This is a genomic window from Actinomadura sp. ATCC 39365, assembly GCF_054392275.1.
Genome location: NZ_CP184335.1, coordinates 1,020,798 through 1,042,818 on the forward strand (window position 1 = coordinate 1,020,798; position 22,021 = coordinate 1,042,818).

19 protein-coding genes and 1 tRNA gene are annotated in these 22,021 nt (G+C 73.5%); 9 read left to right on the forward strand and 11 right to left on the reverse strand.

Features of this window, described 5'->3' with window-relative positions; translation table 11 throughout:
* Positions 1-31: 31 nt before the first annotated feature.
* Positions 32-1,222 (forward strand): alpha/beta hydrolase, encoded by a 1,191-nt coding sequence (locus ACNF49_RS05500; protein WP_482942979.1) that lies wholly within the window; start codon positions 32-34, stop codon positions 1,220-1,222.
* Here ACNF49_RS05500 and ACNF49_RS05505 read toward each other — a convergent pair.
* Complete coding sequence (locus tag ACNF49_RS05505; RefSeq protein ID WP_482942980.1) at positions 1,214-2,593, reverse strand: MFS transporter; 1,380 nt, start codon at positions 2,591-2,593, stop codon at positions 1,214-1,216. The two genes, ACNF49_RS05500 and ACNF49_RS05505, sit on opposite strands and share 9 nt — an antisense overlap.
* 85 nt (positions 2,594-2,678) lie before the next feature.
* On the opposite strand from ACNF49_RS05505, the gene ACNF49_RS05510 reads away from it, so the two are divergent.
* The 3 genes from ACNF49_RS05510 to ACNF49_RS05520 are packed head-to-tail and all read left to right on the forward strand — an operon-like array spanning position 2,679 to position 6,969.
* Positions 2,679-3,659 carry an Lrp/AsnC family transcriptional regulator gene (locus tag ACNF49_RS05510; RefSeq protein WP_357973696.1) on the forward strand — a complete coding sequence of 327 codons (981 nt, stop codon included), beginning with the start codon at positions 2,679-2,681 and terminating at the stop codon, positions 3,657-3,659.
* 59 nt (positions 3,660-3,718) lie between these two features.
* The gene (locus ACNF49_RS05515) at positions 3,719-4,693 is read left to right on the forward strand and encodes a zinc-binding dehydrogenase (protein WP_482942981.1); all 975 of its coding nucleotides are present in this window, start codon (positions 3,719-3,721) and stop codon (positions 4,691-4,693) included.
* A gap of 44 nt (positions 4,694-4,737) precedes the next feature.
* A complete protein-coding gene (locus ACNF49_RS05520; protein WP_482942982.1) occupies positions 4,738-6,969 on the forward strand; it encodes a polysaccharide lyase 8 family protein in 2,232 nt (743 codons plus the stop codon).
* A 4-nt stretch (positions 6,970-6,973) separates the two neighbouring features.
* Here the strand turns inward: ACNF49_RS05520 and ACNF49_RS05525 are convergent, their stop codons facing one another.
* The 6 genes from ACNF49_RS05525 to ACNF49_RS05550 form a co-directional block, all read right to left on the reverse strand.
* On the reverse strand, positions 6,974-9,112 hold the full coding sequence (locus ACNF49_RS05525) for a peptidase domain-containing ABC transporter (protein WP_357973685.1): 2,139 nt from the start codon (positions 9,110-9,112) through the stop codon (positions 6,974-6,976).
* Positions 9,112-9,354, reverse strand: coding sequence for a hypothetical protein (locus tag ACNF49_RS05530; protein ID WP_357973682.1), 243 nt, complete (start codon positions 9,352-9,354; stop codon positions 9,112-9,114). Before ACNF49_RS05530 ends, ACNF49_RS05525 begins: the two co-directional genes overlap by 1 nt.
* 154 nt (positions 9,355-9,508) lie before the next feature.
* Positions 9,509-10,195, reverse strand: a complete 687-nt coding sequence (locus ACNF49_RS05535; protein ID WP_482942983.1) for a hypothetical protein — start codon at positions 10,193-10,195, stop codon at positions 9,509-9,511.
* Positions 10,196-10,354: 159 nt separating this feature from the next.
* Positions 10,355-11,557, reverse strand: coding sequence for a cytochrome P450 (locus ACNF49_RS05540; protein ID WP_482942984.1), 1,203 nt, complete (start codon positions 11,555-11,557; stop codon positions 10,355-10,357).
* 9 nt (positions 11,558-11,566) lie between these two features.
* Positions 11,567-12,226, reverse strand: coding sequence for a TetR/AcrR family transcriptional regulator (locus ACNF49_RS05545; protein WP_357973673.1), 660 nt, complete (start codon positions 12,224-12,226; stop codon positions 11,567-11,569).
* Between the two features lie 79 nt (positions 12,227-12,305).
* Positions 12,306-13,184, reverse strand: coding sequence for an NmrA family NAD(P)-binding protein (locus ACNF49_RS05550; protein WP_357973670.1), 879 nt, complete (start codon positions 13,182-13,184; stop codon positions 12,306-12,308).
* A 110-nt stretch (positions 13,185-13,294) separates the two neighbouring features.
* On the opposite strand from ACNF49_RS05550, the gene ACNF49_RS05555 reads away from it, so the two are divergent.
* The 3 genes from ACNF49_RS05555 (at position 13,295) to ACNF49_RS05565 (ending at position 16,312) form a co-directional block, all read left to right on the forward strand.
* On the forward strand, positions 13,295-14,182 hold the full coding sequence (locus tag ACNF49_RS05555) for a LysR family transcriptional regulator (RefSeq protein WP_482942985.1): 888 nt from the start codon (positions 13,295-13,297) through the stop codon (positions 14,180-14,182).
* Between the two features lie 160 nt (positions 14,183-14,342).
* Positions 14,343-15,674 carry a sensor histidine kinase gene (locus ACNF49_RS05560; protein WP_482942986.1) on the forward strand — a complete coding sequence of 444 codons (1,332 nt, stop codon included), beginning with the start codon at positions 14,343-14,345 and terminating at the stop codon, positions 15,672-15,674.
* Complete coding sequence (locus tag ACNF49_RS05565; protein ID WP_482942987.1) at positions 15,659-16,312, forward strand: response regulator transcription factor; 654 nt, start codon at positions 15,659-15,661, stop codon at positions 16,310-16,312. Before ACNF49_RS05560 ends, ACNF49_RS05565 begins: the two co-directional genes overlap by 16 nt.
* Here ACNF49_RS05565 and ACNF49_RS05570 read toward each other — a convergent pair.
* The 3 genes from ACNF49_RS05570 to ACNF49_RS05580 form a co-directional block, all read right to left on the reverse strand.
* A complete protein-coding gene (locus ACNF49_RS05570) occupies positions 16,309-17,751 on the reverse strand; it encodes an MDR family MFS transporter (protein WP_482942988.1) in 1,443 nt (480 codons plus the stop codon). The genes ACNF49_RS05565 and ACNF49_RS05570 overlap by 4 nt on opposite strands.
* Positions 17,752-17,895: 144 nt before the next feature.
* A complete protein-coding gene (locus ACNF49_RS05575; RefSeq protein WP_482942989.1) occupies positions 17,896-18,180 on the reverse strand; it encodes a hypothetical protein in 285 nt (94 codons plus the stop codon).
* A gap of 205 nt (positions 18,181-18,385) precedes the next feature.
* A tRNA-Leu gene (locus ACNF49_RS05580) sits at positions 18,386-18,471 on the reverse strand.
* 374 nt (positions 18,472-18,845) lie between these two features.
* Here ACNF49_RS05580 and ACNF49_RS05585 point away from each other — a divergent pair.
* Both ACNF49_RS05585 and ACNF49_RS05590 read left to right on the forward strand, forming a co-directional pair.
* Positions 18,846-19,373 carry a hypothetical protein gene (locus ACNF49_RS05585; RefSeq protein WP_357973586.1) on the forward strand — a complete coding sequence of 176 codons (528 nt, stop codon included), beginning with the start codon at positions 18,846-18,848 and terminating at the stop codon, positions 19,371-19,373.
* A gap of 198 nt (positions 19,374-19,571) precedes the next feature.
* Entirely contained in the window at positions 19,572-21,695 is a 2,124-nt protein-coding gene (locus ACNF49_RS05590) for a chaplin family protein (protein ID WP_482942990.1), read from the forward strand.
* 122 nt (positions 21,696-21,817) lie between these two features.
* Here the strand turns inward: ACNF49_RS05590 and ACNF49_RS05595 are convergent, their stop codons facing one another.
* A complete protein-coding gene (locus ACNF49_RS05595; RefSeq protein WP_125641854.1) occupies positions 21,818-22,003 on the reverse strand; it encodes a DUF5703 family protein in 186 nt (61 codons plus the stop codon).
* Between the last annotated feature and the right edge of the window lie 18 nt (positions 22,004-22,021).

A 22,021-nucleotide genomic window follows, 5' to 3' on the forward strand; every position in this document is an offset into this window, starting at 1 on the left:
GCCGGGCGGGCCGGCAGGCTTTGGTACAGGTATGCCCCCAGGTGATCGGCTCGCCGTGCAGACCATCGAGTTCCACGGTGACAAGGTCGCCTTCGGCGAGGCCGGCGTGACGGACGAGGAACGCGCCGCCGCCGGCCGCGAGACGCTCGCCCAGCGCAACCAGGCGCTGCTGCGGGGCAACCGCCGCCGGGCCAGGCGCCGCTACGCCCACGAGCTGCCCGACGGCGTGCACTTCGCGCGCGTGTGGCGGCGGCGTGCCCTGGCCGAGCTGCGGCCCATGCTGACCGGCGGGCCGCTGGCCGTCTGGGGCGAGGACGACGACGTGCTGCACGTGCTCTGGCAGGGGCCGAACGCGCAGCTCGTCTCGGGCGTGCGGTTCCCGATGTGGCCGGTCAAGGGGGCGGCCGACCTGTGGGAGCTGTCCCTGCGCGTACGGCACCTGGACCGGGCCGTGATCGGCGTCACCGCGGTGCCTCCCGGCGGCCGGCCGGTGGAGCGCATCTGGCACGGCTCCCGCGCCGCCCCGGCCCCCGCGACGGCCGCCCGGCTCGCCGGCACGCTGGTCACCCGCGAGATCAGCAGCGTCCACCTGGGGGAGCGCCGCGCGATCACCGTCTACCGGCCGCCAGGTCCGATCCGGCCGATGCCCCTGTGCCTGCTGGCCGACGGGCAGGCCGCCGAGTCGCACGCCCGGGTGCTGGAGCCGGCGATCCTGTCCGGCACGCTGCCGCCGCTGATCCTGGCCGGCCCGCACGCCGCCGACGCGCCGGGGCCGTACCCGGACGGGCGGGCCAGGGAGTACCTGCCCTACGCCGACCCGCGGCGCTTCGCGGCGCACCTGGCCTTCGTCATCGGCGAGGTCCTGCCCGGCTTCCCCGAGGCGAGTCACGTGATCAGCGCCGGCTTCTCCGACGGCGCCGGCTTCGCGCTCACCGCCGCCGACCGGTGCCCCGGCAGGATCGCCGCGGCGGTCGCCCTCAGCCCCAACCTGCTGCCGCAGCTGCTCGACACCACCGTACGGGTGCCCCGCTACCTGGCGGCGGGCACGCTCGAACCGGCCCTGCTCGACTGCGCGCGCTCGCTGGCCGCCCGCCTGGCCGGGGCGGGCGTGGCCCACCGGTGCGAGGCGTGGATCGGCGGCCACGACGGCTACTGGTGGCGGGTGCACCTGCTGGCCGCCCTCACCTGGCTGGCCCGCGAGCCGCTGCCCCGCTCACGCTGACCGCGCGGGCCGGACGGCGGCCAGCACCAGCAGGCCGGCGAACAGCCCGGTGAGCGCGGCGGCCAGGTAGACGGCGTTCAGCGCCGAGGGGAACGAGCCCGGCCCGGTCATGCCGTCCTGGAACAGGATGCCGAACGCGGCGATGCCGAGGGCGTACCCGAGCTGCCTGACGGTGTTGACCGCGCCCGCCGCCATCCCGGCCCGGTGCGGCGGGACGTGCGCCATGGCGGCCGAGCTGAGCGCCGGGATGGCCAGGCCGACGCCGATCCCGGTCACCACCAGGCCCGGCGCGAGCGCCGTCCAGGTGGAGTGCTCGTCGAGCATGCCCTGCAGGAGCGCGCCTGCGGCGATCAGCAGCAGCCCGCCGCCGACCGCGGCACGTGCCGTCAGCCGGGGGAGCAGGCGGGCGGCGGCGACCGAGACGACCAGCGAGGTGCCGGCCATCGGCGTCAGCGCCAGCCCGGCCTGGACCGGCCCGAGGCCCAGCCCGCCGGCCTGCTGCAACCACAGCGAGGTGAAGGCCAGGCAGGCGAACGCGGCCGGCATGAGCAGCCCGGCCCCCGCCATGATCCCGCTGAACGCCGGGTTCGCGAACAGCCGCAGGTCCACCATGGGATGCGCGCCGCGCGACTCCACCAGCACGAACGCGGCGAACGCGACCACCGCCACCGCGAGCGGCACCAGCGTGCGCGCCGACGTCCAGCCGTTCGGGCCGGCCTCGATCAGCCCGTACGTGAGCGCGCCCGCCGCCAGGGTGAACGTGCCCATCCCGGCCCGGTCCAGCCGGCCCCCGCCCGGCAGGCGGGACTCGCCGACCGTGCGCCAGGTCATCCAGGCGGCGGCCAGGCTGATGGGCAGGTTCACCAGGAAGACGGCCCGCCAGTGCAGGTGCTCGGTGAGCAGCCCGCCGAGCACGGGGGCGAGCGCCGCGGCGGCCCCGTTCACGCCGCCCCACACGCCGAACGCGATGCCGCGCTCCCGGCCGTGGTAGGTGGCGCTGATCAGGGCCAGCGTCGTGGCCATCATGGCGGCGCCGCCCGCCCCCTGCAGCACGCGGGCCGCCAGCAGCAGGCCCCCGGTGGGCGCGAGGCCGCAGGCCAGGGAGGCGAGCGCGAACACGCCGAGGGCGATCAGGTACACCTTGCGCCGCCCGGCGTGGTCGGCGACCGAGCCGGCCGCCAGGAGCAGCGCGGCCAGGGCCAGGGCGTAGCCGTCCAGGAGCCATTGGGCGTCGGTGAAGGACATCTTCAGGTCGGCGGTGATGCCTGGTAGGGCCACCATGACGATGGTCACGTCCACCAGGAGCATGAAGGCGCCCAGGCAGGCGGCGGTCAGCGGCCACCAGCTCGTACGGGTCAGTGTCGTGGTCATGGCGGCAAGGGTCCGGCCCGGACGGGGGATGACCCTAGCCGTCGAGGCCGTTCTGCCGGTTTTCCGCGCTCTGTAGCCTGAGCTGGTGGAAAACGTCACGCTCGACGAGGTCGACCGCGGGCTGCTGCACGCGTTGCAGGTGGACGGGCGGGCCTCGTTCAGCCGGATCGCCGAGGTGCTGGGGGTGTCCGACCAGCGCGTGGCCCGCCGCTACCGGCGGCTGCGCTCCAGCGGCACGGTCCGGGTCGTCGGCGTGGTGGACCGGCAGCGGCTCGGCCACCAGTCGTGGGCCATCCGGTTGCGCTGCACGCCCGACGCCGGCGCCTCGATCGCCGAGGCCCTCGGACGGCGGCCCGACACGTTCTGGGTGCACCTGCTGTCCGGCGGCACCGAGATCTCCTGCGGCGCCATCCAGCGCCTCGACCGGGAACGCGAGCCGCTGCTGCTGACCAAGCTGGCCAGGACCAACCGGGTGCTCGCGGTGTCGGCGCACCGGACCCTGCACATGTTCGTCGGCGGCCGCATCGGCTGGGCCGGGCTCGCCGCGCTCTCCGCCGACCAGGTCGCCCACCTGCGGGCCGGCCGCGTGCACGGCCCCCGCGACACCGGCGAGGACGTGACGCTCGGCCCCGGCGACGACGCGCTGCTGGCCGAGCTGTCCCGTGACGGCCGCACCAGCCACGCCGACCTGGCGGCGGTGACCGGCTGGTCGGAGTCCACGGTCCGGCGGCGGATGGACCAGCTCTGCGCGGCCGGCGCCCTGTTCTTCGACATGGACGTGCTGCCCCGGCTGCTGGACTACCGGGTCGAGGCCCAGCTGTGGATGTCGGTGCCGCCCGCCGACCTCGACGCGACCGGCCGGGCGCTGGCCGAGCACCCGGAGGTCGCCTTCGCCGGGGCGACCACGGGCCCGACGAACCTGGCGGCCAACGTGGTGTGCCGCGACGACACCGCCTTCTACCGCTACCTCACCGACAGCCTTGGCGCGCTGCCCGCCATCCGGCACATCGAGACCGCGCCGATCATCAGGACCGTCAAGCGGGCGGGCGCCGGGCTGACGAGTTGACCTCAAGTCGTCTTGAGGTTGCACGCTGGGCGTGGAGTCGTTCCGGATGAGGAGTGGTCATGAGAGTGGTGCAGGTGACGAGGTTCGGCGGGCCCGAGGTGCTGGAGACGCGGAACGTCCCGGATCCGGTGGCCGGGCCGGGCGAGGTCGTGGTGCGGGTCGGCTTCGCCGAGATCAATTTCATCGAGACGCAGCTCAGGCGGGGGTTCACGCCGGGGCCGCCGCTGCCGGAGCTGCCGTACGTGCCGGGTGCGGGCGTCGGCGGGCTCGTGCTCTCCGTGGGCGATGACGTCGATGCCGGGCTGGTGGGGCGGCGGGTGGTGACCCGTACGCCGGGCTTCGGCGGCGGGAACGCCGAACTGGTCGTGGCCAGGGCCGCGGACCTGATCGAGGTGCCGGACGGGCTCGCGCTGGCCGACGCCACGGCGCTGCTCGTCGACGGCAACACGGCCGTGGGCCTGTTCGCGAACGCCGCGATCCGGCCCGGCGAATGGGTGCTCGTCCAGGCCGCCGCCGGTGGGCTCGGCAGCCTGCTCGTGCAGCTCGCGCGCGGGGCCGGCGCGCGGGTGGTCGGGGCGGCGGGCGGCGCGGCCAAGCTGGCGGTGGTCGCCGGGCTCGGCGCCGAGGCCACCGTCGACTACTCGCGTCCCGGCTGGACCAAGGAGGTGCTCGACGCGACCGGCGGGCGCGGCCCCGACGTGGTCTTCGACGGCGTGGGTGGCGAGCTCGGCCGCCAGGCGTTCGAGGTGACCGCGCGCGGCGGGCGGTTCTCCGTGCACGGCGCGTCCAGCGGCAGCGCCACGACCGTCGATCCGGCGGAGGCCGACCGCCGCGGCGTCACCGTGATCGGCCTGGAGCAACTGGCGACCCTGGGCCAGGACGGGAACGAGCGGACCGTGCGCGCGCTCGCCGAGGCGGCGGCCGGGCGGCTCAAGGCGGTCGTCGGGCGCACGTTCCCGCTGGAGCGGGCGGCCGAGGCGCACGCGGCGATCGAGGCCCGCGCGGTGAACGGCAAGGCCCTTCTGGAGGTCTGACCGCCCGCGGGCTCTCGGTGGGATGCCGGGGTCATAATCGAGGCGTGCACCGGCCGTCCAGGCGACTCCTCCTCCAAGCGGGCGCGGTCGCCGTGGCCGCCGTGGCGGGGGCGCTCGCCCGGTCCGAGCCCGCCCACACGCCCGACGACGCCTTCGTCAGGCTGCGTCGCCGGTGGCGGGAGGTGACGGCGGGGTCGGGGTTCGACGCGGGCGCGGAGCCGTACCGGACGCGGCTGGCCGAGATGGGGCGGCGGGCGGCCCGGCACCGCGCGGCCATGGCGTACACGGGCACGTCGCTCTGGGCGGACCAGCCGTTCCCGTCGTTCGCCGCGACGCCGCGGCGGCTGCTGGCCATGGCCCGCGCGTACGCGCTGCCGGGGACGGGGCTGACCGGCGACGCGACCCTGGCCGCCGCCGTCGCCGCCGGGATCGACCACTACCGCCGCCACGTCTACGCCGACGGCGCCGACCCGGCGGGCAACTGGTGGCACTGGGAGATCGGCGTGCCGAAGGCGCTGCTCGACGCGGCCGTGCTGGTCGGGCCGCACCTGGGCGAGCGGCGCAGCGCCGCGCTGCGGGACGCGGTCGACCACTTCGTGCCCGAGAGCCGCCTCGGCGACTACAGCGGCACCAGCACCGCCGCCAACCGGGTGGACCTGTGCGTGGTGATGTTGCTGCGCGCCATGCTCAGGGCCGACCCCGGCAAGGCGGCGCTGGCGGTCTCGGCGCTCGCCCCGGTGTTCCGCACGGTCTCCGAGGGCGATGGTTTCTACCGGGACGGGTCGTTCGTCCAGCACTCGACCGTGCCCTACCAAGGGGCCTACGGGGTGACGCTGCTCACCGGGCTGGCGACGCTGTTCGCGGTGCTGCGCGGCACGCCGTGGGAGGTGGTGGACCCGACCGTGTTCGCCATGGTGGAGCGGTCGTTCGCGCCGTTCGTGCACGACGGGTTCTGCATGGACCTGGTGCGCGGCAGGGGGATCGGCAGGAAGCCGTTCGGCGACCACGACAGGGGCCGCGAGCTGGCCGCCGCGATCCTGCTGCTCGGCGAGGTGGCCCCGGCCGCCGACCGGGCCCGCTGGCAGGCGATGGTCAAGGGCTGGGCGGTACGCCGGACGTGCCGGCCCATGACGGACGAGGCCGACCCGGCCTTCCACGCCCGCCTGACCGCCGTCCTGGCCGACGACGCCGTGCCCGCCGCGCCGGAGCCCGTCGGCCACCGGCTGTTCCCGATGAGCGCGCGGGCCGTGCACCGCAGGCCGGGCTGGTGCGCGGCGCTCAGCATGGCCTCCGCCACCATCGGCCACTACGAGCACGGCAACGGCGAGAACCTGCGGGGCTGGCACACCGGCTCCGGCATGCTCTACTGGTGGGCCGGCGGCCACGCCGACCAGTACTCCGACTCGTTCTGGACCACCGTCGACCCCTACCGGCTGCCCGGCACGACCGTCTCGACCCGGCGGCTGCCCGACGGCGCGGGCCCGGCCTGGGGCGACACCTGCCCGCCCGGCCGCTGGGTCGGCGGCGCCACGGACGGCACGTACGCCGTCGTCGGCCAGCACCTCAATGGCCTCGACAGCACGATGGAGGCGTTCAAGTCGTGGTTCTTCCTCGACGACGCGGTGGTCTGCCTCGGCGCGGGGATCAGCGGCGCGGACGGCGTGCCGGTCGAGACGATCGTGGACAACCGCAGGACCGCCGCCCCGCTGGCCGCCGATCTCCGGGCGGGGTGGGCGCACCTCGACGGCCACGGCGGCTACGTGGTGCCGGACGGCCTGCGCACCCTGCGCGAACGGCGCGGCGACCGCGACTACGTCACGCTCTGGCTCGACCACGGCGTCGACCCCGACCAGGCCGGCTACGTCTACCTGCTCCTGCCGGGCGCGAGCCGCGAGCGCACGGTCGCCAGGGCCGCCGATCCCGGGTGGGTCCGCGTGCTCGTCAACACCGCGCGGCGGCAGGCCGTCCGGGTGGACGCGCTGGGCGTCACCGCGGCCGCCTTCTGGAACGCGGGCGCCGCCGGCCCGCTCTCCGCCTCCGGGCCCTGCGCCGTGCTGGTCAGGGAGCACGCCGCGGGCACGGCCACCGTGACCGTGGCCGATCCCCGGCGCGACCTGGACGGGCTGACCGTGACCTGGGACCGGCCGGTCGCCGGTGTGCTGCGCGGCGACCCGCCGCTCGCGGGGGCGAGGACGGGCGACCGGCTGGCGCTCACCTTCGGGCCGACGGCCGGCCTGGAGGGCGCTTCGGTGACGGTGACCGTCCGGCTGTCGTGACGGGTCAGGAGAGCACGGCCTGGGCGGCGACCAGCTCGGCGTACTTGCCGCCCATGGCCGTCAGCTCGTCGTGGGTGCCGCGTTGCACCACCCGGCCGGCGTCGATCACGAGGATCAGGTCGGCGTCCCTGACCGTGCTGAGCCGGTGGGCGATCACGATCCTGGTCTGGACGAGCCGGCTCAGGTTGGCCTCGATGACCGCCTCCGTGGCGCTGTCGAGGTTGCTGGTGGCCTCGTCGAGCAGCAGGACCTTCGGGCGCGACAGGACGGCGCGGGCCAGGGCGAGCCGCTGCCGCTGCCCGCCCGACAGGCCGCCGCCGTCGGTGAGCATCGTCTCGTACCCCATGGGCATGTCCATGATCTCGTCGTGCAGCGCCGCCAGGCGGGCCGCGGCGACCACCCGCTCCAGGGACGCGCCCGGCTCGTTCAGCGCGATGTTCTCCCTGATCGAGCCGCTGAACAGGGACGGGTCCTGGGTGACCACGCCGAACTGGCGGCGCAGCGTGCGCAGGTTCAGCTCGGCGGCCGGGACGCCGTCGTAACGGATCTCGCCGAGCACGGGTGTGTGCAGCGCGAGCAGCAGCCGGGCCAGCGTGCTCTTGCCCGAGCCGGACGCACCCACCAGGGCGACCTTCTGACCAGGGCGGACGGAGACCGAGACGTCGCGCACGGTCCAGGGGGCGCGCGGGTCGTGGCGGAAACTGACCCCGCGCAGCTCGACCGCGCCTCGCAGCCGCAGCACCTCGATGCCGTTGCTCGGCTCAGGCTCCGAGGCCAGGATGTCGGACAGCCGGTCGAAGTGCGCGCCCGCCTGCTGCAGGCTCTGCAGCCCGGTCATCAGCGAGCCGAGCGGGGTCAGCGCGCCGAGCGCGATGGCGTTCAGCGCCACCAGCGCGCCCACCGTGAGCTGCCCGTCGAGCACCCGCCAGGCGCCCAGCCACAGCAGCCCGAGCGGCGCCGTCACCCGGATCGCGGCCAGCGCCGACTCCAGCAGCCCCCTGGTCAGCCCGGCCCGCACGTCCGCGCTGAGCTGCCTGGCGAAGTGGGACGACCACTGGTCCACGGCCCGCTTCTCGGCGCCCGACGCCTTCAGCGTCTCGATGCCGGTGATCGTCTGGATCAAACTGGTCTGGGACGCCGACAGCGCCGTCAGCTCCTGCCGGGTCAGCGTGGCGATCCGGCTCGTCGTGGCCAGCAGCAGGACCGTCTGCAGCACGGCCAGCCCGGTCAGCGCCAGCCCGAACACCGGGTCCCAGAGGTAGACCAGCACCAGGTAGCCCACGGCCAGCGGGCCGTCCAGCAGCGCCGCCACGACCTGCCCGGTGAGGATGTCGCCGAGCGTCGAGACGCTGCCCGCCCTGGTCACCAGGTCGCCCTTGCCGCGCTGCTGGAAGTACCGGTACGGCAACGTCACCAGATGGCCGACCAGGCTCTCGGTGAGCTCCTGGTCGGCACGGGCCCGTACGGCGACGAGCAGCGCCGCCCGCAGGTACCCGATCACCAGCTGGGCCGCCCCCGCGAGCAGCACGGAGACGCCCAGCAGGGACAGCACGTCCACCGCCCGCCTGGGCACGATGGAGTCCAGGAGGAGCTGCGAGAACATCGGCAGCGCGAGCCCGAGCACCTGCAGCAGCAACGAGGCCGCGATGAGCTGCGCGAGCAGCCCCCTGCGCCGCCGGAACAGCGTCCGGACGAACTCCCTGCGCCAGGCCCCGGCCGCCGAGGTCGTGCCGCGCCGGAACCCCTCGCCCGGCTCGAACACCAGCAGCACGCCGGTGAACCCGGCCCCGAACTCCTCCGGCGTCAGCCTGCGGCGGCCGTGCCCGGGGTCGACGACGTCCACGCGGTCGGGGGACCAGCGTTCGACCACGATGAAGTGGTTGAACTCCCAGTGCGCGACGGCGGGGAGCGGCACGCGGGCCAGGTCCTCGGGGGCCAGGGAGAAGGCGCGGGCCTTGAGACCGTGGTCGCGGGCGCCGTCCACGACGGCCTTGGCGCTCAGGCCGTCCCTGCCGACCTGGAGCCGCTCGGCGACCTGGTGGAGCGTGGTGCGCTGCCCGTGATGGCACAGCACCATGGCCAGGCAGGCCGCGCCGCACTCGGTGTCGGTGTTCTGGAGCAGTACGGGCAGGCGGCGGAACATCAGGCGACCGCCTCGACCGCGACCATGGTCAGCAGGAGGCCGGTGACGAGGAGCACGGCCACCAGCAGCCACAGCGCGAGGAACGACGGGGTGCTGATCACCGGCGGCATCCGGGTGACCCGCGACATCGCCCGGTGCCGCAACGCCTCCTCCCGGTAGATGCCCTGCGCGTCCCGCCGGTCCCGCGTCTGGGGTGCCGCGTGGCGCGGGGCCGGGCGCGTCGTGCCGTACGGATCGTTCAAGGCCGGCGCCCCCCGCCTGGAACCGTCGCCCGCCACCCCCATGGCTTACCTGCCTCTCCACTCAAGTCCCGGCCAGCCTAGGAACGCCTACTTGGAAGCCACTTGGGATCCACTGCTCGGCGCACCGCCCGCCGGCGGCCGACTGACACTCGGGTCAGCGGAAGAGGAGGTCGCCGAAGTTCGGGTCGGCCGGCTCGCCCGGGTCCCTGTCGGTCGGCGAGGGCAGGGCGGTGGGGGCCGGGTCCGAGGGGGTGGCCTCCGGCGTGGCCGTGGGGGAGGGGCCGGCCGAGCCCGTCCAGCCCGGCGTGGGCGTCGGCGTGACCGTGGCCGGCACGGACGGCGTGGGTGTCGCGGCCGGGCCGGTGGACGGCCCGGGTGACGGCGTCGGGCTCGGCGGCCGGGTCGCGGGACGTTCGTGCCGCGGCTCGCCGGCCGCCCGCCCGTCCCGGCGGTCCTTGCGGCCGGGAGCCTTGCCGGCCTCGTCCGGGGCCCGTCCGGCGACCTGGTCGGCCACCGTGCGGTCCACGATGACCTCGTAGATCACGATGCTCCCCATGCTGACGGTGAACACCAGGGCCGCGGCCCCGCCCACCCTGGCCCACCGCGGCCTTCTCCCGCGCAGGGCGACCGCCGTGCGCCGCTTCACCCTGTCGCCCGTGCGCTTGAGGTAATGCGTGTAGACGTCGGCGATGACGGTGCTGGCCACGCTCATCATCGCGGCGCCGATCACCGTCCCCGCCGTCCCGAGGTAGGAGGCCGCGACCGCGGCGGTGACCGCGGCCAGGGCGCTCCCCGCGATCTGCGGCACGCTCAGCTCCAGTTTCCGCTGCTTGCCGCTCATAGCCAGGATCGTCCCCTCTTGTGGTGCGACGAAGGTGAACAAGCCACCTTGGCCCCCACAGGACGGGACGCCCACGGCGACGCGCGGCGCTTTGCCGCGACCTGGACCGGCCCTTGACGAGGGCGGGAACCGGTTCACCCCGGGCCGCGGAGCGGCGGGTCACCGCACGAGCGGAAGCCGGTTCACCCCCGTCATGGTCGGCGTGGGCATGAAGACCACCGGGTCGCTGGGATCGGTGCGCAGGACGCCGACCCGGTCGAGCAGGATGTTCAGCGCCACCCGTCCTTCCAGCCGGGCCAGGGGAGCGCCCAGGCAGAAGTGGATGCCCCGGCCGAAGGCGAGATGCGGGTTGGGGTCGCGGCCGGCGTCGAAGACGTCGGGGTCGGGGAACTGCCTGGGGTCCCGGTTGGCCGCGCCGAGCCAGAGCATGACCATCTTGTCGGCCGGGATCGTCACCCCGCCCAGCTCGACCTCGCGGGTGGTCGACCGGGCCAGCCCGGCGAACGGGGTGAAGAGCCGCAACGACTCCTCGATCACGGCCGGCACGGTGGAGCGGTCGGCCCGTACCTTGTCCTGCTGCTCGGGGAAGGCGTCCAGGCACACCACGGTGTTGCCGAGCAGCATCGTCGTGGTGATGTGCCCGGCGAGCAGCAGCAGGATCGCGAAGTTGACGACCTGGTCGTCGGGCAGGCGCTCGCCGTCCACCTCGGCCTCGACCAGCTTGGTGAGCAGGTCGGCGCGGGGCCGCGCGCGGCGCTCCGCGGCGTGCCCGGCGAGGTAGTGCGTCATCTCCCGCCATGGTTTGAGGGTGTTCGCCACGTTCGCGCTCTGGTTCTCCACCGGCTCGGCGAGCGAGACCTTGGCATCGCGCTGGAACAGCCCGTCGGCCCACTGCCTGAACAGGGCCCGGTCGCTGCTCGGCACCCCCAGCAGCTCGGCGATGACGATGACGGGGAGCGGGTAGGCCAGGTCGGCCACCAGCTCCAGGCGGTCGCGGCCGTCGGTCGCGTCGAGCAGCTCGTGGGTGAGCTCGGCGATCCGCGGTTCGAGGTCCGCGACGACCTTGCGGGTGAACGCGCTGCTGACCAGCTTGCGCAGCTTGCCGTGCTCCGGCGGGTCGATCTGGGTGATGAACCCCTTCATCGAGAAGTCGTCGCCCTCCGGCAGCAGCCCCTTGGGGATCAGCCGCATGGTGTCGGAGGAGAACGTGACGGGGTCGGCGAAGACGTCGTGCACTTCCTGGTAGCCGTGGACGTTGTACATCCCGGCGGTGGCGTCGTACTCGACGGACGGGCCCGATCGCGGCCCATGCAGCCAGAAGTGCTGCTTGGAGATGTTGTACCGTTCGACGATGTCGGACATCGCCTCTCCTTAGTCGTAGATCCACTTTCGGTAGGGCGGGATCAGTTCCTCGAGAATTGCGATGAACTCCGCCGCCGCCGCCTCCAGAACCTCGGCGGACGGCTGCACGGCGGGCTCGAAGGCGTGGCGCACGGTGAAGGCGAGCGCGTCCGCCTGCTCCTCCACGCTCAGCTCCGTCCCGACGGTGTCGATGCCGTCGAGCAGGTAGAACCCCGTGGACGCGGCGCTCCACGTGTACCGGGGGTGCGGCATGTCGGACCTGAGCAGGCCGTACCGCTCGGCCACCCGCTGGAACCGCTCGGCCGCGAGGGCGTCGTGGCTGCGCAGCGGGTGCTTGACCAGTTTGCCCAGCAGCTCGATGTCGGTGGTGAACAGCGCCCGGAGCAGCGGCCTGCGGCTCATGGAGACGAAGGCCGCCCGCGAGAAACGATGCGGCAGCACCTGGGCGGGATCGTGCCGCAGCAGCGCCGCGAACTCCTCCAGGACCTCGATGGACTCCCGCAGCAGCAGCGCCTCGAACAGCTCGTTCTTGGTCCGCCAGTGCAGGTAGATGGTGCCCTTGCCCACCCCGGCGCGGCCCGCGATGTCGTCGACGGTGACCCTCCGGTAGCCGTGACGCAGGAGCAGCTCGCCCGCGGCGTCGAGGATCCGGTCCGCCCTTTCCACCATGCGCTACACCTCATGACTAGATATGAAATCTGGTCATCAGTCACGCTACGCCGCACCGGAGCCGCACACAAGGGACCGCTCAGCCCAGGACGGCCGGCCGCAGCTCGTCCTCGCACCACTGGCGGAAACCGGTGGGCGTGGTGGCGTGCGGGGTGCGCGGCTCGGCGTTGTCCAGGCCCTGGTTCTTGGCCTCCATCATGTCGGCCATCCCCTGGGCCATCGCCTCCGACCTGCCCTGCTCGGCCATCATGGCCCTGAACGCCGCCACCGGCACGTGCCGCAGGGCGACCGGCCGTCCCAGCACCTCGGACATGATCCGCGCCATGTCCTCGCCCGACAGATCCTCCGGACCGAGCACCGGGACGTCGGCCCGCCCGGTCCAGTCGCGGTCGAGCAGCAGCCCGGCGGCCACCGCCGCGATGTCGCGGGTGGCGCAGGCGGGGGCCTTCAGGTCACCGTGGATCGGCGAGAAGAACACGCCCTGGTCCCTGATCACCGCCGCCTGCTCGAGCAGGTTGTCCATGAACGAAGGCAGCGTCAGGGCCCGGTAGTGCACGCCCGTGCCGGCGATCAGGTCGTCCATGGCCAGGGAGGCCGTCACGAGACCGGCGTTCAGCGGCAGGCCGCGGCCCAGGGCCGAGACCCCGACGACCCGGCCGACCCCGCGGCGCACGAACGCCTCGCAGGCCGGACGGCTGAAGTCCAGGTAGGCGGCGTCGAGGCTAGCGGCCCGCGGATTGGGCGGAACGACCCAGAACACGGCGTCGGCGCCCGCGAACGCCTCCTCGACGACGCGGGCGTCGCCGTGCGAACCCGGCACGACCTCCACCCGCTCGCGCACGGGCGCAGGCAGACGGGCCGGGTCCCGCACGACGACGCGGACCGGCTCGTCCGTGGCCAGGACGAGGTCGAGAACCTGCCGGCCGATCCGGCCGGTGGGCGTGGTGATGACGATCAAGGAAAACTCCAGGGGGAATCGGGGATGTCGTGCTGGGGGGCACGGCCAGTCAACCGAGCCCGGCGGCGAACCTGAAGGACCGATCCGATCACCATTGATACCCTGCGGATATGAATGACCTGGAGGTCCGCGAGCTCCGCTACTTCGTGGCCGTGGCCGAGGAGCTGCACTTCGGGCGGGCCGCCGAGCGGCTGGGCATGGCGCAGCCCCCGCTGTCCCGGGCGATCCGCGAGCTGGAACGGCGGCTGGGCGTGCGCCTGCTGGAGCGCACCACGCGGCAGGTCACGCTCACCCCGCCGGGCGAGGTCTTCCTGCGCGACGCCAGGATCGCCCTCGACGCGGTCGCCGCGGCGGCCCGCCGGGTCCGGCACGCGGCCCGTCCCGAGCCGGAGCTCCGGGTGGCGCTCAAGGCCGACTATGACGCCGGGCTGCTGCCGCGGATCCTCGCGGCCTACCGCGACGAGGAGGGCGCGCTCCCGGTCGAGCTGCTGCTGGGCGGGCGCAACGAGCAGGCCCCCGCCCTGCGCGACGGCCGGGCCGACGTCGCACTGCTGGCCACCCCCTTCGACCACCGCGACCTCGACACCGAGCCGCTGCTGAGCGAGCCCCGCCTGGTCGCGCTGTCGGCCGCCGACCCGCTGGCCGCCCGGCCCGTCCTGGCCATGGCCGACCTGACCGGCCGGCCGCTGCCCGACGGCACCCCCGCCGAGCGCGACGGCGCCGAACCCCTCCCCGGCCACCGGCCGCGCCGCACCGGCCTGGACCTGGCCCAGATCTGCAACCTGGTGGAGCTGGGCAGCGCCGTCTGGTTCGTCCCCGTCTCGGTGGCGCGGCGCCATCCCCGGCCGGGCATCGCCTACCGGGAGGTCGCCGACCTGTCGCCGTCGGAGCTGGCCGTGGGGTGGCCGCAGGGGTCCCGCTCACCGGCCGTGGCCGCGTTCGTCCGCGCCGCCGTCGCCGTCGCGGTGGGTCTGGGCCCACTTCGTACGGGGGCGTAGCGGGATACCGGGGGAGGGCTCTTCAGTCGTACGTTCTCCCAGGTCGGGCGGCACCGCCCGGGAACCGGAGAAGACAGACGTGACAGCCCGATGGGGTGCCCGGACATCACCAAAAGGTGCACCCTGGCACAATTGGCGCCGTGCCGAAGGACGCTGGCAGGTGAGATCGCCCGCGAGGGGCGGGCCCCTGCGCTGGGGCGTCGAGATCGTGCTCGGCCTCTGCCGCTCGGCCGTCCTGGTCCTGCTGACCTGCCTGATGCCGATCGTCGGCGTCGTCGTCGGCCACTTCGGCGCCAAGCTGGCCTACTCCTGGTCGGCGAACCTGACCGCGCCCCCGTTCGTCGTGGCCCTGGCGCTGCTGGGGGAGACGCTGGTGGTGATCGTGTGGATCGCCGTGGCCCTGTGGGTCGTGCACCCGCTGACCAGCCGCACCCTCAGCCAGGCCGCCCGCCGGCTCGCCGCGCGCTGGCTCGGCCTGCGCATCGAGGTCGCCTACCGCACCCCCTCACCGGTCACCCGCATGGCCACCGGCCACTGGTGGGACGGCGAGGAGTACCACAAGTCCGAACGGGAGGCCCGCCGCCGCGCCCGGATGAACGCCCGCTTCCACGACCCCCAGCTGCACTGGGACGGGCTGTGGTGCGTGCTCGCCGGGCTGACCGTGCTGCCGGTCGCGGCCCTGCCGCTGGTCGGCCTGGCCGGCGGCGCCTACCTGACGCTCGTCCCCGGCTTCCGCGGCCCGGGCATCGCCCTGATCGTCGCCGGGCTGGCCGCCGCGCCGTTCGCGTGGCGCGTCCTCGGCCCCCTGGCCGGCCGGCTCCTCGGCCCGATCCCGGACTCGCGGCTCGGCCGACGGGTGGCCGAGCTGGAGGCCGTGCGCGCCGACCTGACCCAGACCCAGGCCGCCGAGCTCGAACGCATCGAGCGCGGCCTGCACGACGGGGCCCAGGCGCGGCTGGTCGGCATGGGCATGTCGATGCAGGCCGCGGAACACCTCCTGGAGACCGACCCCGCCGCCGCCCGCGCCATCCTGGCCGACGCCCGCGCCTCTTCGATCGCGGCGCTGGCCGAGCTGCGCTCGCTGGTCCGCGGCATCAACCCGCCGGTGCTCACCGAGCGCGGCCTGGTCGACGCCGTCCGGGCCCTGGCGCTCGACGCGCCCGTCGAGGTCGCCGTACGCAGTTCCGTGCCCGCACGGCCCGAGCGTCCGGTCGAGTCCGCGGTCTACTTCGCCGTCGCCGAGCTGCTGGCGAACGTGGCCAAACACGCCCGCGCCACCCAGGTGACCGTCGAGCTCGGCTACGAGCCGCAGGCGCGGACACTCACCGCGACCGTCACCGACGACGGCGCCGGCGGGGCCACCGCGTCCTCCGGCTCCGGGCTGGACGGCGTCAGGCGCCGGATGGCTGCCTTCGGCGGCCGTCTGGAGATCGACAGCCCCCTCGGGGGTCCCACCCGCGTCTCAGTGGCGGTGCCGTGCGAATTGTCATAGCCGAGGATCTCTTCCTGCTCCGCGACGGGCTCGTCCGTCTCGTCCAGGCGTACGGGCACACCGTCGTCGCGGCCGTCGACTCCGGGCCCGCGGCGCTCGAAGCGCTGGTCGGCAACCGTCCCGACGTGGCGATCGTGGACGTACGGCTGCCGCCGACCTTCTCCGACGAGGGGCTCCAGGCCGCGCTCGCCGCCCGCCGCGAGGTGCCGGGCCTGCCCGTGCTGATCCTCTCCCAGCACGTGGAGCAGCTCTACGCCCGCGAACTGCTGGCCGACGGCCAGGGCGGCGTCGGCTACCAGCTCAAGGACCGCGTACTCGACGCAGGCCAGTTCATGGACGCGCTCGCCCGCGTCGCCGACGGCGGCACGGCGCTCGACCCGACGGTGGTCGCGAAGCTGCTCGGCCGCCCCGCCCACGCCGACCCCCTCGCCACCCTCACCGAACGCGAACGCTCGGTGCTCGAACTGATGGCCGAGGGCCTGTCGAACGCGGCGATCGCGGCCCGGCTGTTCCTCAGCGAGGGCGCCATCAGCAAGTACACGACCACGATCTTCGCCAAGCTCGGCCTCGCCGCCGACGACGACACCAACCGCCGGGTGCGCGCCGTCCTCACCTACCTGGGCGCCACCGGCCTCTAGTGCTCGACGGCACGCTCCGCCCGGGACGGCAGGAGCAGCGCGGTCGCCACCACCGCCACCGACAGGACCGCGCCCACCACGAACGCCAGCCGCATGCCGCCGAGGGTCGCCAGTGCCTGCGTGAGGCCCTCGGCCCGCAGGGTGTCGGCCCGCGCGCTCATCACGGTGACCACCAGCGCGGTGCCGATCGCCGCGGCGACCTGCTGCAGCGTGCTCAGGATCGAGCTGCCGTGCGGGTACAGGTGCGGCGGGACCGCCCCGAGGCCCAGCGTGAAGACCGGGGTGAAGGTCGCGGCCAGGCTCACCATGAGCAGCGCGTGCAGGCCGAGGAGCTGCCAGTAGGGCATCGTCATCGTGACCTGGGTGAACCCGGCCAGCGCGAGCATGATCCCGATCGCGCCGGGGATGACCAGCACCCGGCCGCCGTGGTTGTCGAACAACCGGCCGACGGCCGGGCCGAGCAGGCCCATCGCCAGGCCGCCGGGCATCACCAGCAGCCCCGTCTCCAGCGGGCTGAGCGCCCGGACGTTCTGCAGGTAGAGAGGCAGCAGGATCATCGAGCCGAGCATCGCCATGAAGGCCACCGACATCAGGACGAGCGCCACCGTGTACGTACGGTGGCGCAACGTGCGCAGGTCCATCAGCGGCGCGCCGCGCCTCTGCAGCACGAGCTGGCGCACCACGAAGACGGCGATGGTGACCAGCCCGGCCGACGTGATCGCGGCGGCGACGCGCACGTCCCCGCCCTCGAACCGGCTGAGCCCGTAGACCAGGCCGCCGAAACCGGCCGCCGCCGTCACCACGCTGAACCAGTCGATCGTGCCGACCTCGGGCTCGCCGGTGTTCCTGAGCTGCCGCAGGCCGCTCCACGTGATCAGCCCGGCGATCGGCAGCACCACCGCGAACAGCAGCCGCCACGACCCGAAGTGCAGGATCACCCCGGAGATCGCCGGACCCATGGCAGGGGCGACGGAGATCGCCAGCGTCACGTTGCCCATCACCCGCCCGCGGTCCTTCTCCGGCACGACCTGCATCAGCGTGGTCATCAGCAGCGGCATCATCACGGCCGTGCCGGACGCCTGGACGATCCGGGCCCCCAGCAGCACCCCGAACACCGGCGCGACCGCGGCCAGCGCCGTGCCCAGAAGGAACAGCCCCATGGCGGTGGTGTACGCCGTCCGGGTGGTGACCCGCTGCAGGAACCAGCCGGTGATCGGGATGACCCCGGCCATGGTCAGCATGAAGGCCGTGGAGAGCCACTGGGCGGTCTGCTCGGTGATGTGCATGGCGTCCATCAGCCGGGGGATCGCGTTGATCATGATCGTCTCGTTGAGCACGACCACGAACGTCGCCAGCACCAGCAACCGGATCACGGCGGGCGTACGCCCCGAACCGGCGGACACGCCCTCGGTGGATGATTCGAGTTGTGGGCTGGACACGGTACCTCTATCGGTCTCGGGCCTGACCTCGTCACGGCCGGCCTGGCGGTTGTCGGTCTCGTCAGCAGTCCTCGTCACCCCCATACTGACCACCCCCACCGACGAAACTCATCGCCGCGTCCCACTGGCCCTGGATCCGAACGGTCAGCGATCGCCGGGGTACACGTATCCCTCCTCGGCGATCTCCTCCAACCTCGCTGCTCCGATCACCGCTTCCACCGCGTCGCCGACGAGTCCGCGCGCCCTGGCCAGGCGCTGGAACAGCTCCCGATCGACCATGTAGTCCACCAGGATCTGCGGGCTCGCGTCGGCGAAGGCGATCCGCGACCGGATCCGGTCGAGCGACACGACGAACTCCTCCAGGTCGCTGAAGTGCTCGATCGCGTCCGGCAGCCGCAACGTGACCTCGGCTCCACCGTTGATGTCCAAGATCGGAGTACCTCCGTACGGGAAATGGCCATGCGCCGCCTTACAGCGGAATCGAGCTGGGCGCGCTCACGGTGGCGCGGCGCATCGCCGTCATGGAGAGGAGAGTCCGCAGGCTCGGGCTGCCCGCACCTCGGACTGAATCACTGCCCGGAAAGCAAAATGTGGAGGCCCGGTTGAACCGGTGCCTCCACATGTGTGGGGTGTGTGTCCGAGGGGGGACTTGAACCCCCATGCCCATCACTGGGCACTAGCACCTCAAGCTAGCGCGTCTGCCTATTCCGCCACCCGGACTTGGTGCCTGCACGCGGGACCGTCATCTCGCGTCGGCTCCGTAAGGTTAGCAAACTCTGGGGGGTGAGTCATACCAAGTATCGGCACAGGGGAGAGGCGCCGCCTCTCCTGCGGCTCGCCGCCGGCACCGCCGGACCGTCCGGATGACCCTCCCAGGTGAGTTCCGTGAAGCGGGCCGGCGTGTCCTTGGCCATTTTCGGGGTCTCTGCTGAAAAGCCCTTGCGGCAACTTTGGGTGCTGCTACGGTTACGGATCGTTGAGGGGTGAGTCCACGGACCGGCCTCACGACGTGAGGCCGGTTCCGGAAGCTGGGAGGTCACGTGGCACGCACGAAGGTCGGGCAGTCGAGGGCGTCGTCCCTCGCTGTGCGCCGCGTGCCCACGACGCTCCCGGAGCAGGACACGACCGCCGAGCGGGCCGACCGGATGGCGCGGTTCGCGGCCGGTGCCCGCAGGGTTGTCGTGCGGGCAGTCACGATGGGCGCCCTCGTGGCGGCCGGATGGCTGCTCGCCGTCGTGTTCGGAGCCATGTCCGCCGCTCCGGCGGCCGCGGATGCCACCGCGGCCACCACAGGAGCCGCCGACGCGGCCCCCGCTCCACTTTCGGTCCCCGCCTACCTCTCGGCGTCGGACAACGCCGAGGCGATGGCGGGCCGCACCGTGGACGGTCTCAACAGCCAGCAGGATCCTGGCCTGCCACCACCATCCTCCGCCGGAAAGATCTTGGACACCGATGGACTGGTGCCCAACGGTGGTGGCAGCGGCCCGTTCGGGCCCGGTATGGGGGATGTCGCGCGGTCCGGTGTCGACCCGCGGCTGCAGTACCAGTCCGCCGTCATGGCGCGTGTGCTGCCCCCCGTCGTCCGCACAGCGGCGGACGACCCTTCCTTCTCACCTGACTGATCCCGCCATCTCAACACGCCCCGGACGTTCCGTCCGGAGAGCGACGGCGGAGCGTGGTCAGATCCCCTCCGTCGGCGGGTGAGACGTCAGTCAACCTGTTCGCGAATCCGAGGCCACCGTTGTGTGCGACCTCGCACGGCCTCGGCTGCCCGCGAACCGTTTCAGCTATCCCCCCAAGAACCACTAGGAGCATTCACCATGCGTACGTGGGCTAAAGCATCTACTCCTGCGGCCCTTCTGGCGGTCGCGGTCATGTCGTTCGGCAGCAGCGCGGCCATCGCCGACACCTCGGGAGACTCCTCCGTCGGCGGCGGCAACCAGGTCAACCTGCCGATCAACCTGCCCATCGACATCAGCGGCAACGCCGTCGGCGCGGCCGGCCAGTCGTCCGCCGGTTCCCAGGGCGGCGCCTCGGTCGAGAACGTCGGCCCGAGCGACATCCCCAACAGCACCTCCGGAAACTCCAGCGTGCTGGGCGGCAACCAGGTCAACGCGCCGATCACCGCGCCGCTGAACGCCTGCGGCAACGCGGTCTCCCTGTTCGGCAAGTCGGACGCGGGCTGCCGGGGCGGCGCGACCGTCCACAACAAGGGCAAGGGCGGCGCCGGGGGCAACCAGACCTCGGGCGACTCCAGCCTCATCGGCGGGAACCAGCTCACGGCGCCGATCACGGCTCCGATCAACGCCTGCGGCAACGCGCTGGCCATCTTCGGCGACGCGACCGCGGGCTGCAAGGGCGGCGCCTCCGTGCACAACAGCGGCGTCGGCAACGCGGGCGGCAACCGTACGTCCGGGCGCTCCTCCGCGCTGGGCGGCAACCAGGTGATCGCGCCGGTCAACGGGCCGATCAACATCTGCGGGAACGCGGTGGCGGTGTTCGGGCGGGCGTTCGCGGGCTGCCAGGGCGGCGCCAGCGTGACCAACTCGGGCGGCGGCGGCTGGCTGCACCACATGGCCGCGCCGGGCTCCACGGGCAACGACACCGACGGGCGTTACGGCGCGGGCAGCGGCAACCAGGTGATCACCCCCGTCACCCTGCCCATCACGGCCTGCGGCAACGCCGTCGGCAACGCGGTGGCCAACTGCCGGGGCGGCGCGACGGTGCTGAACACCCGCGCCGGTTCGGGGGCGGGCGGCAACACCACCTCCGGGCGTTCTGGCGTGCTGAGCGGCAACCAGGCGATCGCGCCGATCACGGCTCCGATCAACGTCTGCGGCAACGCGGTGGCCGCGTTCGGCAAGGCGTTCGCCGGGTGCAGGGGCGTCGTCTCGGTCAAGAACGGCGGCCGGGGCGCCGGCGGCAACCACACCTCCGGGCAGTCGGGCGTCGGGGCGGGCAACCAGGTCGTGGCCCCGATCACCGCCCCGCTCAACGTCTGCGGCAACGCGGCCGCGGTGCTCGGCGCGTCCACCGCCCACTGCAAGGGCGGCGCGGCCGTCTGGCCGCACAACGGTGTGGGCGGCGGCGGCAACACGACCTCCGGGCGTTCTGGCGTGCTGAGCGGCAACCAGGTGATCGCGCCGATCACGGCCCCGGTCAACGTCTGCGGCAACGCCGTGGCCGTGCTGGGCGACGCCGCGGCGGGCTGCCTGGGCGGCTCGCACGTCGGCAAGCCGGGCAACCCGGGCGGCGGCTACAACCAGTTCCTGCGTTCCACCGGCCACCAGGCGGCGGCCAAGAGCGGGCTGCTGCCCGCGGTGCCCGCCGTCCCGGCGCTCAACGGTGTCAACGGCACCGGCGCCGTGCCCGGGCTGCCCGACGTCGGCGGCCTGCCGAAGGCGGGCGGCCTGCCGGTTCCCGGCAACGTGACGCAGCAGCTCCAGGGCTCTGGCCTGCCGGTCGGCGGCGGCCTGTCCTCGCTGCCGCTCGTGGACGACGCGTCCAAGACCCTGGGCCTGCCCGCCCTGCCCGAGCTGCCCGGCCTTCCCGGCCAGGCGCAGGCTCCGGTGCAGGGTCCGGCGCAGGCCAGGCCCGGCGAGGTGGACATGCCGGCCAGGTCCTGGGAGAAGCGGGTGCCCGTCCGGCCCGGCAAGCGTCACATGGCCGACAGGTCCGACAACGTGCGCAGGGGGCCGGCCCGTCCCTCGTCGCCGCTCTCCCCGGCCACCGACCTGCTCTCCTCCACCCCGGTCGGCGGCGCCGTGACCTCCGCCACCGGCGGCCTGCCGGTCGGCAACCTGGGCCTGATGAGCGCCGCCCAGCCCGCCGGTCTCACCGGGATGAACTCCAGCTCGCTGCTCGCGCTGCTGCTCGGCTCGATGTTCGCCGCCTCGGCCACGCTGTTCGCGACCGCCCGCCGGTTCCGGTTCGGCCGTAAGTAGATATACGGCATAGGTCGGTAACCACAGATACCGCTACCGCTCCACCGCCTGGGAGCGGTAGGCGATAGATGCTTTGCCCGTTCCGGGGGCGCGGCCCGGAGCGGGCAAAGCCATGTCCAGGCTCAGAGCGTGCTGCGGACACGGATGACCTTGCGTCGCAGCCGTACGTGCCGGCTCCCATCGGGGTGCACCCGCACCCGCGCGAGCTCCCACTGGCCGTACTCTGCGTGTTCGGTCAGCAGTTGACGTGCGGCTTCGCGAGTGAGGTCGCGCGGAATGAAGATATCCATGTAGGAGTAGTCGAGCACAACGATTAGTCTCCAGGG

What these genes read in the sequence shown, in the direction of transcription:
- ACNF49_RS05505 (WP_482942980.1), bottom strand. Translation starts at nt 2,593, where the DNA reads ATGACCACGACACTGACCCGTACGAGCTGGTGGCCGCTGACCGCCGCC.
- ACNF49_RS05500 (WP_482942979.1), top strand. Translation starts at nt 32, where the DNA reads ATGCCCCCAGGTGATCGGCTCGCCGTGCAGACCATCGAGTTCCACGGT.
- ACNF49_RS05535 (WP_482942983.1), bottom strand. Translation starts at nt 10,195, where the DNA reads ATGAGCGGCAAGCAGCGGAAACTGGAGCTGAGCGTGCCGCAGATCGCG.
- ACNF49_RS05540 (WP_482942984.1), bottom strand. Translation starts at nt 11,557, where the DNA reads ATGTCCGACATCGTCGAACGGTACAACATCTCCAAGCAGCACTTCTGG.
- ACNF49_RS05515 (WP_482942981.1), top strand. Translation starts at nt 3,719, where the DNA reads ATGAGAGTGGTGCAGGTGACGAGGTTCGGCGGGCCCGAGGTGCTGGAG.
- ACNF49_RS05545 (WP_357973673.1), bottom strand. Translation starts at nt 12,226, where the DNA reads ATGGTGGAAAGGGCGGACCGGATCCTCGACGCCGCGGGCGAGCTGCTC.
- ACNF49_RS05555 (WP_482942985.1), top strand. Translation starts at nt 13,295, where the DNA reads ATGAATGACCTGGAGGTCCGCGAGCTCCGCTACTTCGTGGCCGTGGCC.
- ACNF49_RS05590 (WP_482942990.1), top strand. Translation starts at nt 19,572, where the DNA reads ATGCGTACGTGGGCTAAAGCATCTACTCCTGCGGCCCTTCTGGCGGTC.
- ACNF49_RS05525 (WP_357973685.1), bottom strand. Translation starts at nt 9,112, where the DNA reads ATGTTCCGCCGCCTGCCCGTACTGCTCCAGAACACCGACACCGAGTGC.